We start from the raw sequence: 17,475 nt of genomic DNA, 5'->3' as shown, positions 1-17,475 counted from the left end.
ATGCTCTTTTTACTGTTTTTATTGAGAAACCTGCGACTGACCTGTACACCTTGCCTGTGATGAAGAATCCTTACACGTTACTTTAACCCTGTAATTATCACTTTTAGGTACTTTCACAAATATTGTATCCGAATAATAAACTTCTCTTGAAATCGCATTACCAGAAGAATCTACTAATTGAGTTACTAAATTAAACGGACCAGTAGAAGAATTACTTACTTGTAATTCTTTTCCACTACTTGCATACACATAATCTGAATGAGCCAGTACAGTACCGTATCCAGTAACTTTAACTCCCTTGCAAGAGATACCGGCATAGGTACAGTCGAATTTTGAATAAACTGCTGATGCGGTTAATACAAAAGACGTTAATAAAAATAAACCTAATAAAGACGAAATAATAATTTTTCCTTTTACTTTCTTTTTGTTCAATTCAAACACTCCCTTTCTAGTAATATATAATTCAGTAAAAATATTACAATTCCTTTAAATTTATCTAAATTTATTCTAGTAATAGAATTTATAAAAATACCTAAGCGTTAGAATATGACTTCATCATTTGATACGTAAAAAGACTGCCAAAAGTAGTTAAACTTTTGGCAGTCTTTTGCTTAATAATTTTACGTTCTTCTCCTTCAGATGAATACAGGAATTTCAGCCTTGTTCATAAGACCAGCGAGGGCTTGTGCGGTATTAATCCATTAATCATTTCATAGTCAGTATTTCATGGACAATTTCATCAAGAGGCATCTACAAGCCAACATCACTGATTGCCAACTGTTAGAATTGAAGAAAATCATGGAGTATATAGAACGTGATGTAAATTATAATGTCAGTTTGGCAACATTGTTATCATATATCATGCAAGAAGAGAAAGAACCAGCGAAAAGTCTTAAAGAGAAAGCTAATACATTTGTAATCAGGCATTGGAAAGGTCGTTAATTACGGTCTTTTTTTCTTTCCAAAAATTTTCATTGTGCAAAACTTCACTTATTGATTTTCTGAGTGGAGGTATCTTGTAGGATTCAACGTATTCAGGAAGATAACGTTCTTCAATTAAAATGTTTAGAGCTTTTCGATATGCAGATGTACTTTTAAAAGAAGGACAATTTGTAAATCTTTCAAATTGGCCACTTTTCCACTCGTCTTTGAGTGCTTCATACTCGGAATCATACCATGTTCTTAGATTATTAATTGCGCGATCATCTACTGCCATTCTATCTCCTCCTATTAACTTTTTAATTTGATAATACCAGTGTACTAAAATAAAAAGATCAATATTAACGATTTATTAATACTATCTTCGCTAAATTGTTTTTCTACGTTACAAGACATAGACTCTATGTCACTAAATCTACGAAATGTTCAACATGTTTTACTATTTCGTGTTACAATAATTTTGATAATACTGGAAATTATTCTTTGAGTTTGGAGTGAATTAGTTGATAAAAACTTCCCCAAAAAGTCTAATTCTTTTGGCTATTCTCATCGGAATAAATATTATCCTCTGTTCCGTTCAAGCTGTTCTGTCGCCTTATACATTTATTAGATTGATAAATGTTTTAGTGATTATTTTTCTTTCGGGAATTATCGGTGCTTTTATTAGAGAACTGTTTTTATTAAGACAGAAACAGAAACAACAATCCTAGTGGATTCAAGGTTTTCTTGTTGCACATCATCCTTCTTATACGGCATAGACGCTATATCACTTATTAATATTTCGAATACGTATTTTATTTATCTAAAATTTACAACGAAAGAAATTAAAATAATAAATAGCTCAACACTAATTGATCCAGCTACAATTGTAAGTAATGAATTCATAAACTCTTTGTTTTTGTATAGCTTTGGTATATAGGTAGAAATTAGAGTTACAAAACATAACAATCCTGAAGCCAAAAATGGAGTAATAATCAAAACGTTTAAAAGATTTATATTGAATTTAATATCCATATCTCCAATTATCCTTTCTAGTAAAATACTTAAATACAAAAATGCCAAATTCCGCAGCATTCATATTTTTCAACGACAATATCATTTGCAGATCCCCATATATCCACCAATGCAAATGTGAATGTTATTAATTGAGGTAAATATGGCATTGATCTTATGGTGGATTGTGCAAATACTTGGGTTGCTTGTTTCAAATTAATAACAATTCGTTCTACAGGAATTGGAGAATGGGAGCAATTCAAACAAGTGTCTGAATGCGTTTCATACTCATATTTAATAAATTTCTTCATATAAGATAGTTCAGGAGTTTCAAAATCGGTATTATTACAAATTTCCACGATTTCAATAAGGCTATCCGCCAAAACCCCTTCTATTTGAATTAATCCACTTTCATCAAAATTATCTCTTTCTAATTTAACTTGTGTTTGTAACATATTTATTCTCCTTTTAGGTTCTAGTTATTTTCGAAAAGAGTTACAAAATTTCCATCTTGGATAATAAGTAATTTTTCAATATAACCAATGTTGTTAGGGTTAGTCGTTACAATTAATACTTCATCCTTACTTTTTATTTGGATTTCATTAATATCATTAATTACAATGAATCGTTTACTAGGCCTTATATCTTCATAAAATCTAGTAATATCAGAAGAAGTCGTAACTACAAAAATAGTTTTAAAATCTTTAGATAAATACTTTAGTAAATTCATTTGTACAGATTGCTTGTTCTCTAACGTATCTACATGGTTTTGAATTAAAACCCTACCATCATCTAATTCTTGAAATACAACTAACTGTTCTTTGTGAGTTAGTTTTAATGTTTTACGGATGGCTTTAGGAATAGTGATTTGACCTTTACTCGACAAAGAACCTGTTTCAAATGCCAAATTATAAACCTCCTTACTTTTTCCTTACTTTCCTATTGTATATTAAAATTTTTGCCTAAGTCAATTTAATGTCAAAGTTTTTTGCTAGCAAAATACTTTGACATTAATATTCTTGTAAGTTAAAATTATTGCCATAGATCAATTATTATTAGCTCGCCAATCATTACTTTCAGAATGATTTTTGAAACTGAGCGAGAAGTCGTCAAACCAGCTGCGATAACGCACTGTTAGGAGATTCGACACAAAACAACTACTCTAGCTTTAGATAGCATAAGAGTTCAGGCTTTAAGCCAAAAACATTTTAATAGGATTATTATGTAGTTTTTAGCTACTAATATATGAAAAAAGTCGATTGATTCCTTTTGGGATTGCTCGGCTTTTTTGTGTTTTTAAAAAAAAATTAATGAAAGGGGAATGGGAAATGTGTGAAAATAGTTTTAGTTGTATAGAACCGAAAGAATGTAAAGAAAAACATGAAAGTTGGTTAGAAAAGGCAGAAAAATACGTTCCAATAGGAGAAAAAGAGCATGAACAGTTTTTAACAAAGTTAGAAAATGGACAAGCTACTATTCTGCTGGATCGCCATTTTAAAAAGCGTGGTGTAGAACGTTCGGTATCCAATAAAGATGTAATGGAAGTAATAAATTACGGTTGGTGTATCGAACGAAACAAAACGGTGGGTTCAATTGCACTAGTTTTGTTAGGATATGTAGGTGTAAATAAACGTCCACTTCATGTTGTAATCAATATGATTGCAAAAGATAAATGGTTGGTAATTACTGCTTACAATCCTCAATCTCATGCTTGGAAATGGTCTGAATTCTATAATGAACGTGTATGTTTTTGTAATTATGAGGAATAACCATATAAAAATCTAATAGGAGAGGGGCTATTAAGATGAAAAAATATCTTGTGGCTGAGATAAGTAAATTTAATAAAGATAGAATTAAGTTAAAACGAGCATTATACGGAATGCAAATGGAAGATTTAATTTTACATTCTATTAATGCTTATGAAGGAAAGGTTGAACAAACAACTTGTCCACACTGTCATGAAGAGTGTATTGTTACTACAAAACCACCATTCGAGCAGACTGTAGAAGTTGCTGGCAAACAAATAGAAATTGTTGTTACAAACTATCCTCGAAATAAGTGTAATACTTGTGGTGGAGAGTTTGAAATTCTAGGTGTGGCTGGATTACTGGATGAAATTCTTGTAGAAGAAGTTGTTTCTTCAGTTCGTTCTCGTAAGCCGATACCTAATGAAATTGACTTCAATGAACTAATTCAATTAAAAATATAAGATGCATCAATTAGATAGAGAAATACTTCAAAACGTGTTTTGGTAAGACATTCAGTGTCTAATCAGCACGTTTTTTCTATAAAAATAACCGGAAATAAGGGAGAGAATAATTATGGTAAATAATATTAACTTACGTTCTATGGCAGCTGTTGAAGTGGGTACTACAGGAAATTTAGGGCATTTATTTTGGTACTCAGTCGGGAAACAACTAATCAAGCGTGAGGATTTACTAGAATTAATAAAAAATGTCGGTATCGATGAAAACTTTGCACCTAAAGAAATTCGTGTAGTTGATGCGTACCGCAGAGCAACGAAAGAAAGTGAGTGTAAACGTGAAACATCAAAAGTTGGTGTGTACAAAAACTATATAATTCGTGAAGTTTTCTCAGATGTAGATACAGTTCAACGAAATATAGTAGTGGAAACTGTAGATCAATCAGGTAAACGCCTTGACTACAATTCGCAAGCTGGTGTTATTACACTCCATAAAGCAAACGGCACACTTACTACAACTACTGAAAGTCAACAGGATGCAACTATCTTATCGATGATTCAAGACATTAATGAGAAGTTCCATTCTTATAAAGATTTCCACTCGTCACAACACCTTCGTGTAATGGTTATGGGTATTTTAAAATCCCTAGCCCCAACACCAGTACGTGAAAATGGTGGAATTTACTTTGTTCCTGAAAGTCAGTCTGAAGGATTAGTAAAGCTATGCCAATTATGTGCTGGTCTTGTTAATTCGGAAGGTTATAAAATTCCTGTAGTGGATACGACAGACAACAAAAACATGATTAACAAAAAGCTAATTGATCAAGCTGATGAAATCTTAATTGCAGCTCAAAATGGTCAAACATTACGCAAATCGCAATTAAAGGATCTTATTACTCTTACTAACCAAACTATCGAAGGCTATAAAGCTTATCGTGAAGATATGTTTGCAAATAAAGAGGAATTAGAAAGCAAAGTCCTTGAAGCGAAGGCAGCTGCACAAAGATTATTAGCTAATGTTGAAATGAAATAATTGTATAGTTAAAAATAAAAAAATTGATAGGGGTCAAAAACATGACAAATATACTGAGAGATATTCAAAATTATTTAAACAATAAATTCATCGAACGTGAAGCCGAAATTGAAGGTATTTTAGTTGCGTTGCTTGCTCGCCAACATATTTTATTGATTGGTGAGGCTGGTACCGGTAAATCTGCGTTAAGTACGGAACTAGCTAAGATTATTGACGGAAGTAACTATTTCCAATGGTTATTAACACGTTTTAGTACACCTGAAGAAGTTTTCGGAGCATTGAGCTTAAAAGACTTAGAACAAGGTGTATATGCTCGTAACGTTGCTAACAAAATGCCTGAAGCTCACATTTCTTTCTTAGATGAAATTTTCAAAGCAAATTCAGCTATTTTGAATGCTTTACTAACTATCATCAACGAACGTATTTTTTATAATAACGGAAAGCCAATACAAGTACCCCTAATGTCAGTAGTAGGGGCATCTAATGAATATCCCGAAGAAAACGAAGGACTTGAAGCTTTATTTGACAGATTTCTATTAAGATATGAAGTTGAATATATTCAAGATGCTCAAAACTTCGTTGCAATGATGCAGAATAAAGGGCAATTTGTTAATGCTCCTAAAATGACACTTGATGAATTAGAGATGGCACAATTTGCAGTAGATAATGTAGTTGTTCCAACAAATGTTGTCATGGCATTAGCAAGTATTCGTGAGGATTTAAAAACTGAAGGAATAAGACCTTCTGATAGACGATTTAAACAATCCTTATCAATTCTACAGGCTAAAGCGTATCTTGAAGGACGTACATCTGTTCAGTTATCAGATATTCAAATTCTTGAAAATAGTCTATGGCAAACTGTAGATCAAAAAGATAAAACTAAAAAAATCATAACTTTATATGCTCAAGATAAAGTAGATATGATGATTAAAGAATCATTAAGTATTGTAGAAGAATTAAAGGATAATGTACTTAAAAATACTTCTACAGAATTGGTTCTTGAAACTACTAAAAAAATAAAAGAAATTCGCCAAAATATTATTGATTATCGGAATAAACATCGAAGTGCAACTTCAAATGAAGATGATCAAAAATTAGAGAGCTGTGAGAATACAATCCAAACAATTCTTAGAGAAGTCGTGGATTTAAGTCTCACAGGAATTTAATATAAAACCATTTAACTATTAATAGTGAAATAATTTAATAATATAATAGTTAATTTTGAAGCCGAGAGTTTATTCTTTCGGCTTTTTCTTTGTGAAAAATTAATTCGGAGAGGTGTTTAAAATGACTTTTCAATTGGAAAAGAGAAAAATTATAGACAATAATTCAGTCATAAATACAGATAGTTTTGATCGCAGACATTATCAATCACTTGTTGAGAGTTCTAAAGAATTAAAAAGTATTAGTAAAAAACAAATTGTTCCATATTTTAACGATTTGATAGGGGATGTTTGGGCCTCGCTCTATAAATTTTCTCCACAGATACAAGAAGATGTGAGTGAAAAGTTAGTCGGTAACAAGAGAATGATAGAGAATGTTATGAATGATGAATTGTATGAAGAAATTCGTCCTTCAACAAAAATGGATTCTCTAATGTCTGCTCTTACATCCATTCGCTTTTCTGAAAAAATTAGTGACTGGATCGATATTCAGAATAATTCTAATGAAGAATTTCAAGAAAAAAGACAAGCATTAGATGATGCCAAAAATTCGAAAGGGAGAGGAAAGAAACAAAGAATTGAACAAGCAGAGCAAGATTTACAACAAGTTATAAAGCAATCAATAGAAAAACAAGGTGCTTATATCTCACAATTGCTAAATGATTCATATAGTTCTGCTAAAGATACAAAAGAAAAAGTGGAAGATTTAATGGCTGGTAATGGTCGTTCGGACCTTAAAAAAGTACCTTTCAAAGATCAAATACATTTGGCTGAACTATTAAATAAAAATACTAAGCTGAAAGAGATTGCGGAATGGGCTGGACGTTTTAAATCTATTGCAAGAAAGAAACAAAAATCTAAACATCAAGAGGCTTTGGCACGTACAGGGGTAGTAGTTGGTAATGAGATAAAACGATTATTACCTTCAGAATTACTTTTGTATAACTACAGTGGAACTCGTTTAGATTTTTTAAGAAGATTTGCTGAAGAACAAACTTTAATGTTTGACCAAAAAGGAAAGGAATCACTAGGACAAGGTGCTATTGTTTGCTGTTTAGATCAGAGTGGTTCTATGAAAAATCTCGATACTCAATCAAAAGGGTTTGCATTGGCACTTATGATGATAGCTAAACGACAAAAACGTGATTTTGTATTAATTACGTTTAGTAGTAGTATTCGTAAATATGAATTTCCTAAAGGTAAATATACAAATGAACAATTAGTGGAAGTGGCTTCAGCGTTTTTAGATGGAGGAACAAACTTTGTAAATCCACTTGATGAAGCAATTAAAGTAATTCAAAAAGAAAAAGCTTTTAAAAAAGCGGATATTGTTTTTATAACAGATGGTGATGCGAGAGTATTAGAGGAATTTCAAAATAGATTTAAAAAAATAAAGAAAGAATTAGATTTTAAACTGCTAACGCTTTTAATTAAAACTCATAAAGAATCAGTATTAGAACCGTTAAGTGATAAATGTGTAAAGATAACTGATTTTAACGATGAAAAAGCATTTGCAGCATTTGAAATCTAAAAAAAAGAGCGTGAAAGAAGTTTTTTCACGCTCTTAATTTTGAAATTAAATAGAAAAAGTTATAACACATATTAAATAAAAATTAAAAATAACTCTCTTAAATTTTAAAAACTCTCTTAAATTTTGAATTATCGAGTGATTTATTTATGCATTAATTCCCATAAAGTTTTAAGTTTATGAAGCTCATCTTTGTTTAAATGATTTAATTCATTTGCAATCCAGTCTTTTAATTCTTCATCTAATATTTGATCCATAAAATCCTGGTCTCTTTTATCTACAGGATTAGGGAAATCTGATGTACCTAATAAATAATCAGTCGATACTCCAAAATATTTAGCAAGTGTAACTACATAATCTAATTTTTTATCGTCCTGTTTACGTTCTAAATAAGCATAAGATTGGCGTGTCATATCTAGTATATCAGCCATATCATAATGGCTTAAATTTTTATCTAGTCTCAATTTTTTTAAACGTTCACTAAAATTCATTTAGAAAAACTCCTCTCAAATCTCAATTAAGTTATTAATCTGACAAAATTCAAGGTCAAATTAATAGGATTTGAATAATTTTTTTGATAATTACTTTGATTTTCATCGTTTTACGACACTTAAATGTCCATTTGTTTAATTTTTTTGCCAAAAATGTTTGACAGTTTAATTTTTTTGCCTTAAATTAGAAAAAGAAGTAACGTAACTTGCGGTTACATAACACAAATTTACAATTTAATTTTCGAAAGGGGTGAAAAACTATGCGTAATTGGCTCAAACAAGAACGCATAAAGCAAGGACTCACCCAAGAAAAGATAGCAGTTGCAAGTGAGATTAGTCGTGCTTACTACAACATGATAGAACGGGGTAATCGAACACCTCTTCCTGATATCGCTATAAAGATTGCAAATAATTTATCTATAGATTGGACTAATTTTTACAAATAAACCTCAAAGAAAGGCGTGTTTTGTATGTCATATTTTGTAGTAAGTGTTAAAACAGGTACAGAATTGAATGTAAAAGAAATGCTATTAAAAGTATTAGCTTTACATAATGACAATGCCAATGTTGAAGCTATATATGCTATGGAAACATATACAAACCTTTCTAACGATGTAACTACTTTCTCAGAAAAGCAAGGAGTAGAAAGTAGAGAATTTGAAAAATACCAAAACTATAGAAATTTACAAAGCAACTTAAATAATTTGCGAATCGCTTATGATAATTTAAAGACACATTATGATGCAGAAAGTTTATGCCTAAAGGACACTTACAGCAAAGAAATTAGTGTCCTAACTAAAAAGATACAACAAGAAAAACAAAAAGTAAAAAAAATTATTAGCGTTTTAAAAGGTTATATAATCATAAAAACAACAAGGGATACTCTTAAAATTTGCAATTCTCTTTGGCACATCATAAAAAGTATTCCAAATGTTATTGGATTTCCTTCTATTTACTCAGTTCCACAAGAAGAAATGGAAAGTTTTATGAGACAACTAGATTTAAGTCCTGAAGTACAGGTTAAATTGGGAGAAGTGGAAGAAATTAACGTAGAGGAAATGGTAACTCTTAAAGATGAAATATTATCAGAAGCAAATACAGTTATCGGTACTCAACAAGAAAAAGAGTTATTAAAAAAATATGATCAAATATTAGTTAAATTAAGAGCTGCCCAAGAATTAAAACAATCTATTAGCATGTTAAATCAGTTATTCGAGGAAGGCATAAAACGTTGTAAATCACTTAAAACTACGTTTACTCGCTGTACTGCAAATGATCGAAGAAATAAGCTAGTAATCACTATGTCAATGAAGATTTATCGCACTCTTAAACTACTAATACCAACTTCCAATTCTTGCTTCAATAATAACAAACAAATAAACAATATGATTCGCCAGCTGAATGTCCTTATTAATCGTGAGGGGGCATTGCTATGATGAATAGATATTACTTAACAACTCATTTGTATTCACGAAACTATAAGGCTTCACTTTTTGAAAAGAGATCATATAAAGCTTTACACGATTATTCATTAGTATCTAAAGTCATTGTTATTAAACATTTAAAGTACGTCATTAATGCAGTAAGGAAACCCTCTATTTAGTGATAGACAATAGCTAAATGCCATTCTCTAAGTGTAAATATGAGTTTTTCTATAAATTTACTAAGAAATTTAAACAAAATGCTTTGTATAGGTTACAAAATGCTCGGAATCCCTTAAAGAAATGGGGAGAACAGGGGTGGCGTAGCCATGCCAAAAATTTAATTACTGGAAAGGAGGAGATTGAATGGAAGGACATTCTACAGCAATTACATTAATTATTTTAGGGTTACTGATTTTCGTTGGTTTCGCTGCATTTTTCCCTGACGAATTTGTAAATATCGGTAAAGCAGTTCTAGGTAAATTTACTGCTAAAATCAATTCTGTTGGTTAAGGAAAAGAAATCCATAAAGATAAATTGTCACTTCTGTATTCAGCTATGGAAAGGAAGTGACTTTTTATTTTAAGTAAACAATTGAAAGTCATTGCTTATTTAAAATAAAAATATTAGGAGGTACTATTTATGAACAATGAAGGTATTGAATATATCTCAGTGGATTTAGGTTATGGCTTTGTAAAAGCTATTTCATCAAATGGTAAGAGAGTAATATTTCCCGCTTTAATTGGTGAGGGTTATGATGGTGGATTAAATATGGGGAATGTCATAGGATTTGGGAACGATAAAGAGTTTCAAGATGATGATATTCAAGTTCAGGTAGACGGTAAAATTTATAATATCGGGAATTCAGCATCTTCAACAGATAACATTACTCGAAACTTCAACAAACAAGATAGATTTAATGCTGAAACAACTAAAATTCTAATTAACGTAGCTATCCAGTTAGTCTCAGATAATAAGTGTAATAAAGTATATCTCCTTACAGGATTACCATTAGACTTTTACGCAGCCCAATCTAAGAACTTTGCAGAATCTATGAATGGAGAGCAAATGGCTGTTAAATGGTTAAGCGGTGAGAATAAAGGTGAAACATTCAAAAAAGAGATTGTACAGACATTAGTATTTCCGCAAGGTGCAAGTGCAATTATGTCTGCAACTGTAAACCATGAAGGGCGTAACCTATATGCTGATTTAATGGATCAAGGGAACATGTTTGCATTAATTGATGTTGGATTCCGTACTACAGATTACATTGTAGTAGAAGTAATGAAGAACGGTGCATTTGCTCCAATAATCAAACTAAGCGGTACATATGATAAAGGCGTAATCGACTTACGAAATGCTTTGAAAATGTATTTTAAAGGGCAAACAGGCGGTGCTGAATTAAAGGATCGGTTAATTGATAGTAAACTTCTTAATAAGGAAAATCCTTCAAAGAAAATAACTTATAACAGTGAGCCAATTGACTTTGCACCAATTATTAATGAAAAGAAAAGTGCTATAGCAAATGATATTGCAGACCATTTAAGACAATTATGGAAAGATGAATCATCATTCTTTGCAAAGATATTTTTGGCTGGTGGTGGTGGTGATTTATATGAAGAATGGTTAAAAAAGAATTTTAAAGGCTTGCAAAAAGTTAATGAATATCAATTTGCAAATGCAATTGGCTATTTACGTATGGGTAAGGCGATACTAAGAAAAAAAGAAGTGGTGTAAATGAGTAATGAAAATTTTTCACTCTCGGTAAGATTTAACGAAAATGAGGATAAGTCGCTTATTGAATTTCTAGCTACTTTACCTAAAAAGTATAAAAGCCAAATAGTGAGAAATATGTTGAAGTTTTCACAACAACATATGTCTATGGAAGAACTATTTCATTTACAAAACACAAACAATAGAGAAGAAACTACGGCCATATGTAATGAACTTAAAGCTATGCAAAAGTTGCAGTTAGAGCAATTCGATGTAATCATGGATACCTTGAATAAGCTACAAACCATTGGAGTACATTCAGTTGCATCTACAGATGAATCTATGGGGAATATTGAAAAAATAGATGTAGAAGAAGTAGATGAAGCTCTAGTGGATTCTGCTGAAGCATTTTTAATGGGTTTTAACTCTTAATATTTTCATTCAAAAAGCATTTTGCTTTTTTGAATATATAGCAACCCCCTTTAATTTAGCGTATCTCTTTTGGGATACGCTTTTTAAATTTATAGGGTGAGAGGGTAAGGAGAGGAGATTTTGCTATTGATATTTTAGAAAAAATGAAAATAAAGACTACACTAGATGCATTGGTTGTTGAAGCGAATGAAAATCGAAATAAGAATAGTAAAAACAAAGCTGTCAAATTTGCAAAGACATTTGATAAATTATGCGGTAAACTAGAACCCTTTACTCAAAAAGTTCAAATGAATCATCTTTATAGAATAGTAGTAGGTAACAAAGATTGTTCTATAAAAGAACTCTTAGAAGTTATATCAAATACAGAAGATAAATACTTAAGAGGTGCAAAGAATGTATCAAATGAAATTCTAAAAGATCAAGAGCAAATTAATAAGTTTAAATTCATTATTTCTTACGATTAAGAAGGGCTGTTTAGCCCTTCTTTTTTTTATACCTATAAGTGAACGGTTAAAAACTTAATATTGGAAAGGAGTGTTGGAAGAAACAATCACTATTAACAAACTTCGTATCAACGTATTAAATCAACGTATTAAGAGGAGGAATAAGATTTTGATTAAGACAAGATTTAAAAGACACTTCGTTTCAATGTTAGCCATTGCATTGATGTTAATAACATTAATATCGCCTTTAAACATAGCTCATGCAGCAACAAGTAGTGATGGAAAATATGAGTATACTGTTTTAGGAGATGGAACTATTGAAATTAACCGTTATTTGGGTAGTTCAATTTCTTTATCAATACCAAGTAGTATTGATGGATATAAAGTAACCGTTTTAGGTGACCATTCTTTTAGAGAAAATGGATCTTACTATAAGTATACGAGTATTACTATACCAAACACTGTAACGACAATAGGAACTAATGCTTTTTTTGATCAATACATTGAAAATATTACAATTCCTGATAGTGTTACATCTATAGGTGATTATGCTTTCTATAGTAATAACATAAAGGATTTAGTTATTGGTGAAAATGTAAAAACTATTGGAGTAAATGCATTTAGTGAAAATAATCTTTCTATGGTATTTATTCCTGATAGTGTAATTTCTATTGGTTCAAATGCTTTTTTAAGAAATCAAATTACAGGTCTTACATTTGGTAAAAATGTAAAAACTATTGGAGCAAGTGCATTCAATGATAATTTATTAACAAGTGTAACAATTCCTGATAGTGTAATTTCTATTGGCAGCACTGCTTTTAATAAAAACAATATTACAAAATTTTATGTAAAAAATGCGAATATGTTATACGGATCTTCATCATTAGCAATGAATCCTAATATGACAAATGGATTGGAAAAAGATGTAGTAATTTACGCAGCAAAAGGATCTACATCAGAAACATACGCAAATGCTAATGGACATACATTCTATACGTCATCAGCAGATGAACAAGCAACGAAAGCTGTGGAGAAAGCAGAATCTTCTTTAAGTCAAAGTGACTTAAATAATGCACAGTCTTTAGTAAATAATGTAGAAGATCCTACTGCAAAAGCAAATTTACAAAAACGTTTAGATGCAGTACAAAATAAGATTAATCAAAAACAAGCACTTGCAACTGCAACAGCAGCAGTAGAACAAGCAGAATCTTCTTTAAAAACAAATGATCTTATTACAGCACAAGGGTTAGTCAATGTATTAGAAGATATCACTGCAAAATCTGATTTACAAAGTCGTTTAGATGCTGTGCAAAAAAAGATAAATCAGCAACAAAATGAGAAAGATGCTACAAGTGCAGTAGAACAAGCAGAATCTACTCATAGTCAAGCTGATTTAGATAAAGCGAAAAATTTAGTCAATGCATTGCCTAGTGGTTCAGTGAAAGATGATTTGCTTAATCGTTTGGATGCTGTACAAAAAGAGATTGATGGAAATAATCAAGAAAATTCACAAAAGGAATCAGATGCGACAAATGCAGTGGAACAAGCAGAATCTACTCATAATCAAGCTGATTTAGATCATGCTAAAGATTTAGTAAATGCATTACCTGATAGTCCACTAAAAGATAATCTACTTGATCGTTTAGATGCTGTACAAAAAGAGATTGATGGTACAAACAATGGTGATGTAACAGAAGGTAGTTCCACTGCAACCAATGATGTTAATTTTACACTTGATGGTGGGGAACTCTCACTTAAAAATTCAGATGTTGTTTCATTTGGTAAAGTGAAATTAGTTGACCAACCTAAAAGTTTTTCTACTTCCTTTACAGATAAATTCGTAGTAAGAGATTTAACAGGTAATCAATTAGGCTATCGTGTAGATGTTTCAGCAACTCCGTTTACCGATGGGAAAAATACTTTGCCAAAAGGTACATTGAGTTTAAAACCTGTAACTTTAATCGAACGAGTAGGACTAGGTTCAGGTGCTTCACCAGTAAGTTCTATGAGTTCTAATCAAATTATTGACAACGGCAAAGTAACTCTAGTGTCAGCAGCCGAAGGTACAGGAATGGGGGTTTTCAATTTAACATTCCCAAGTGATGCTTTATCAATTACTGTTGATCCAACTACTGCTAAAATAAATGGTGCTTCATCTACTTATTCATCTACCGTTACATGGGATCTAATTCAAGCACCTTAAAAATTTAAAACAAAGATTTAGAGAAAAAAGCAAGGACCAATGGTTCTTGCTTTTTTTTATGCAATAAGTAAAACGGTAAAAATTGAAGAAGATTTCAAAATATGAAAGGATTGTTTGAATGAAAAAAAGAAAATTTGGCAGATGGCTATTAAGTTTTTTTGCAGTTTTTATGATACTAGGAAGTTTAATAGGAAGTCCTGTGAGTGCTGCAGAAAATAATAGATTGCCATATAGCATAATACCAGTATTCCCCGAAAATCAGGATAAAGATGTGAGTCAGTACATTTCGATTACATCAAAGAACGGTGTTAATCAGCAAATTTCGTTCCAATTAGCAAACAATACAAAAGCAAAACAACAAGTCAATATGAAAATATTAAATGCTTACACCAGCCCAAACGGTATCATTCAATACGAAACTAAAAAAACCGAAGATGCAATGATTATAGCTAAAGAATATGAAATGAAAAAATATGCAAAAATCCCGAAAAGTATTACGTTGAATGCTGGACAAGTTAAAACGGTAAAAGTAGACATTGATATACCAAAGATTAAAGGTTCAGTTCTTGGAGGAATCGCATTTCAAATTACAGAAAAGGATAGCCAAGAATCAAACAAAAAAGGTGTCACATTCTCTTTAAAGAACAAAATAAACACAATTTATGGTATTGCTGTTCATTCATCGAAAAATCATAAAGCAAAATTCAGCTTTGGTGATGTGTTTGTAGATCCGATGGCTACTTATTATGCTGTTCGTTTACCAATTACATTACATAGCCCTTTAATTATTCATAACGCAAATATTAATTACAAAGTATCGCATAAAGGGAAAAAGCTTTTCTTTGCAAAAAAATCCATGAAATTTGCACCAATGACGAAAACTAACTTTTCAATTCCGTTTGATTATAAGGAAATCAAACAGGGTGAAATTTATACATTAAAAGGGGAACTTACTTATACAGACAGTAGTGGTAAAGAACATATTCAAAAATTTGAAAAAGATTTTAAATATGAAAAGGATGGTACAACAAATAACATTAAAAATATGCTAAAAGCACCGTTTGATAATTCACATTCATGGATTATTTACATTTTGTTACTATTCTTATTGCTATTAATTCTATTCTACTTACGTAAGAAGAAAGAAAATGAGGCTGAGAAGGCAGTAGAATTGGCAGAAGAAACGCTGCTGAATAAGGATTATGAAATAGCACAGTTATTAGTTAATAAATTATCTAAACGTAGTAAGCAAAGAGAAATCTTGCAAATACGCTTAAATGCAGTTCGAGAAGCTATTCAAAATAATCAAATAGATAGCGAACCACAAAACTAATTAAAGTAAATCATAGTTCACTTAACATAAAACCCGAAAACAATTGCTGTTTTCGGGTTTTCTTATTTATGAAAGGCTTTTTTTAAAAATGAAGGAGAAAGTTTATTTTTATGTTTAATAATTAAAAAGAAATTCGTTTTGTTAATAATTTCTAAAATGATACGTACTAAACGCATTTTGATAATAAATCATAGCAAAATGACTTGTGTACATATCAAATATGTTATATAATAAATATAACAATTAATTCCATAGAAGGGAGATTATTAACTTAATGATTCAAAGTAAACTGTCTATATTAATGGCAAACAAACGTATCAACATATCAGAATTATCAAGAGATACAGGAATTAGCCGAAATGCTTTATCTAATCTCTATAATGAGAAAGGAAAGGGCGTTAATTTTGAAACATTAGATATATTGTGTGAATATTTCGGTTGTAATATTGAAGATATTATTAAATTTAAGAAGAATACAGTCGAAGAATAACTTGCAGCTAGAATTTGCTAAAGGAAGTGTACAACTAAATAATAGGGGGAAAACCTTATGAAATTTAAATTAAAGGATAAATTACTTGCTACATTAGGAATTGCAGCATTAACCATTTCAACATTAAGTATTGGTGGTACAGCTCAAGCTAAGCATTATAATAATTTTGATGATGAAGGATACGATTCATCGAAAATTAAAGAATGTCGGGTGTTAATGACTAAAAAATCCTCATATGAACATAAAGTTTACGGTACTGGTGAAATGGACGTTTGCAGAGAGTTCACTAGTTTCTATGATAGTAAGAAAAAGAAATATATCGATTGGTCTTTTGCAATGGATTTTAAAGATGGAGATATTTATGATTATGTTTATACAGCAAGTGAAGGATATTACACTAGAATTTATTACTTTATTGCTGAAGACCACACAAATAGCTTGCAAACAAATGATGTATCGATAACCAATAATAAATTAGGTAAAAAAGATACTATTGTAGTAAAGAACGTTCAAAAGGGCGATATAATCAAGGTCTATAAGAAAAGAAATAATGTAACTTATGTAGGAACTCCTAATACTGAAATAACAACAGGTAAAGCAAAAGGCAGCAGTATTACTTTTTCTGTTGATGAATTAGGTGCAAAAGAAGGTAAAGTCTATTTATCAATAAAACGAGGAAAATTAAAAGAAAGTTTTACTCGAATGGTAAGTTATAATTCAGATAGTTATAAGAAATCCAAAGCTCTTTCTTCTTCAAATGTAAAGGTAGTCAATAACAAGAAGAAAAGTGACACAATAACTGTCAATGGTTTATCTAAAGGACAAATCGTGTATGTATTTGACAGCAAAGGTAATCAACTTTTAAAAGGTTCTTCAAAAAGTAGCTCCATTAAGTTTACAATAAAGCAACTTAGCAAAAATACGGGAAGTATTTACGTTGCCCGTCAAGAAGTAGGGAAAGCGTTGAGTAATAAAGTAAAGGTTAGTTACAAAAAAGAATCATAAATGAGATTGGAAGAAAAAGAGATACTTTTATAGGTATCTCTTTTTTTATGTCTATAAGTAGAAAGACAATTACTTGTCGAGATTT

At 30.8% G+C, this 17,475-nt stretch carries 20 protein-coding genes; 15 read left to right on the top strand and 5 right to left on the bottom strand.

From position 1 onward, the window contains the following. Positions 1 to 18: 18 nt before the first annotated feature. The 4 genes from ABE048_RS08135 to ABE048_RS08120 all read right to left on the bottom strand — a co-directional run bounded on the left by ABE048_RS08135 (position 19) and on the right by ABE048_RS08120 (position 2,839). Positions 19 to 432: a hypothetical protein gene (locus ABE048_RS08135; protein ID WP_430310477.1), complete on the bottom strand. Its 414-nt coding sequence runs from the start codon at positions 430 to 432 to the stop codon at positions 19 to 21. 487 nt (positions 433 to 919) lie between these two features. Then, positions 920 to 1,216, bottom strand: coding sequence for a hypothetical protein (locus ABE048_RS08130; protein WP_430310476.1), 297 nt, complete (start codon positions 1,214 to 1,216; stop codon positions 920 to 922). Between the two features lie 766 nt (positions 1,217 to 1,982). Further along, positions 1,983 to 2,387, bottom strand: coding sequence for a hypothetical protein (locus ABE048_RS08125; protein ID WP_430310475.1), 405 nt, complete (start codon positions 2,385 to 2,387; stop codon positions 1,983 to 1,985). 20 nt (positions 2,388 to 2,407) lie between these two features. Further along, positions 2,408 to 2,839: a type II toxin-antitoxin system PrlF family antitoxin gene (locus tag ABE048_RS08120; RefSeq protein ID WP_430310474.1), complete on the bottom strand. Its 432-nt coding sequence runs from the start codon at positions 2,837 to 2,839 to the stop codon at positions 2,408 to 2,410. A 421-nt stretch (positions 2,840 to 3,260) separates the two neighbouring features. Between ABE048_RS08120 and ABE048_RS08115 the strand changes: the two genes are divergently transcribed. The 5 genes from ABE048_RS08115 to ABE048_RS08095 all read left to right on the top strand — a co-directional run bounded on the left by ABE048_RS08115 (position 3,261) and on the right by ABE048_RS08095 (position 7,862). Beyond that, positions 3,261 to 3,701 carry a DUF4258 domain-containing protein gene (locus ABE048_RS08115; RefSeq protein ID WP_430310473.1) on the top strand — a complete coding sequence of 147 codons (441 nt, stop codon included), beginning with the start codon at positions 3,261 to 3,263 and terminating at the stop codon, positions 3,699 to 3,701. A gap of 35 nt (positions 3,702 to 3,736) precedes the next feature. Beyond that, positions 3,737 to 4,141: a hypothetical protein gene (locus ABE048_RS08110; RefSeq protein ID WP_430310471.1), complete on the top strand. Its 405-nt coding sequence runs from the start codon at positions 3,737 to 3,739 to the stop codon at positions 4,139 to 4,141. Between the two features lie 112 nt (positions 4,142 to 4,253). Beyond that, positions 4,254 to 5,168 (top strand): DUF6744 family protein, encoded by a 915-nt coding sequence (locus ABE048_RS08105; protein WP_430310470.1) that lies wholly within the window; start codon positions 4,254 to 4,256, stop codon positions 5,166 to 5,168. 41 nt (positions 5,169 to 5,209) lie between these two features. After that, complete coding sequence (locus ABE048_RS08100; protein ID WP_430310469.1) at positions 5,210 to 6,334, top strand: AAA family ATPase; 1,125 nt, start codon at positions 5,210 to 5,212, stop codon at positions 6,332 to 6,334. A gap of 121 nt (positions 6,335 to 6,455) precedes the next feature. Further along, a complete protein-coding gene (locus ABE048_RS08095) occupies positions 6,456 to 7,862 on the top strand; it encodes a vWA domain-containing protein (RefSeq protein ID WP_430310468.1) in 1,407 nt (468 codons plus the stop codon). Between the two features lie 140 nt (positions 7,863 to 8,002). Here the strand turns inward: ABE048_RS08095 and ABE048_RS08090 are convergent, their stop codons facing one another. Then, the gene (locus ABE048_RS08090) at positions 8,003 to 8,350 is read right to left on the bottom strand and encodes a helix-turn-helix domain-containing protein (protein ID WP_430310467.1); all 348 of its coding nucleotides are present in this window, start codon (positions 8,348 to 8,350) and stop codon (positions 8,003 to 8,005) included. Between the two features lie 260 nt (positions 8,351 to 8,610). Here ABE048_RS08090 and ABE048_RS08085 point away from each other — a divergent pair, with 260 nt between their 5' ends. The 10 genes from ABE048_RS08085 (at position 8,611) to ABE048_RS08040 (ending at position 17,390) form a co-directional block, all read left to right on the top strand. Further along, positions 8,611 to 8,796, top strand: coding sequence for a helix-turn-helix transcriptional regulator (locus ABE048_RS08085; RefSeq protein ID WP_430310466.1), 186 nt, complete (start codon positions 8,611 to 8,613; stop codon positions 8,794 to 8,796). 24 nt (positions 8,797 to 8,820) lie between these two features. Beyond that, positions 8,821 to 9,786, top strand: coding sequence for a transcription termination/antitermination protein NusG (gene nusG / locus ABE048_RS08080; RefSeq protein ID WP_430310465.1), 966 nt, complete (start codon positions 8,821 to 8,823; stop codon positions 9,784 to 9,786). A gap of 351 nt (positions 9,787 to 10,137) precedes the next feature. After that, positions 10,138 to 10,284 carry a hypothetical protein gene (locus ABE048_RS08075; protein ID WP_430310463.1) on the top strand — a complete coding sequence of 49 codons (147 nt, stop codon included), beginning with the start codon at positions 10,138 to 10,140 and terminating at the stop codon, positions 10,282 to 10,284. A 129-nt stretch (positions 10,285 to 10,413) separates the two neighbouring features. Then, positions 10,414 to 11,508: a hypothetical protein gene (locus ABE048_RS08070; RefSeq protein WP_430310462.1), complete on the top strand. Its 1,095-nt coding sequence runs from the start codon at positions 10,414 to 10,416 to the stop codon at positions 11,506 to 11,508. Next, positions 11,509 to 11,916 carry a hypothetical protein gene (locus ABE048_RS08065; RefSeq protein WP_430310461.1) on the top strand — a complete coding sequence of 136 codons (408 nt, stop codon included), beginning with the start codon at positions 11,509 to 11,511 and terminating at the stop codon, positions 11,914 to 11,916. Positions 11,917 to 12,059: 143 nt separating this feature from the next. Then, positions 12,060 to 12,380: a hypothetical protein gene (locus ABE048_RS08060; RefSeq protein ID WP_430310460.1), complete on the top strand. Its 321-nt coding sequence runs from the start codon at positions 12,060 to 12,062 to the stop codon at positions 12,378 to 12,380. Between the two features lie 148 nt (positions 12,381 to 12,528). After that, the gene (locus ABE048_RS08055; protein ID WP_430310458.1) at positions 12,529 to 14,562 is read left to right on the top strand and encodes a leucine-rich repeat protein; all 2,034 of its coding nucleotides are present in this window, start codon (positions 12,529 to 12,531) and stop codon (positions 14,560 to 14,562) included. A gap of 118 nt (positions 14,563 to 14,680) precedes the next feature. Further along, on the top strand, positions 14,681 to 15,895 hold the full coding sequence (locus ABE048_RS08050) for a WxL protein peptidoglycan domain-containing protein (RefSeq protein WP_430310457.1): 1,215 nt from the start codon (positions 14,681 to 14,683) through the stop codon (positions 15,893 to 15,895). Positions 15,896 to 16,169: 274 nt separating this feature from the next. Further along, positions 16,170 to 16,385, top strand: a complete 216-nt coding sequence (locus ABE048_RS08045) for a helix-turn-helix domain-containing protein (protein WP_430310456.1) — start codon at positions 16,170 to 16,172, stop codon at positions 16,383 to 16,385. 57 nt (positions 16,386 to 16,442) lie between these two features. Further along, entirely contained in the window at positions 16,443 to 17,390 is a 948-nt protein-coding gene (locus tag ABE048_RS08040; RefSeq protein ID WP_430310455.1) for a hypothetical protein, read from the top strand. The last annotated feature ends 85 nt before the right edge of the window (positions 17,391 to 17,475 follow it).

The sequence above is a fragment of the Rummeliibacillus pycnus genome, assembly GCF_050459865.1.
Classification (GTDB): domain Bacteria; phylum Bacillota; class Bacilli; order Bacillales_A; family Planococcaceae; genus Rummeliibacillus; species Rummeliibacillus pycnus_B.
This window is presented reverse-complemented; position numbering and strand designations above follow the sequence as displayed.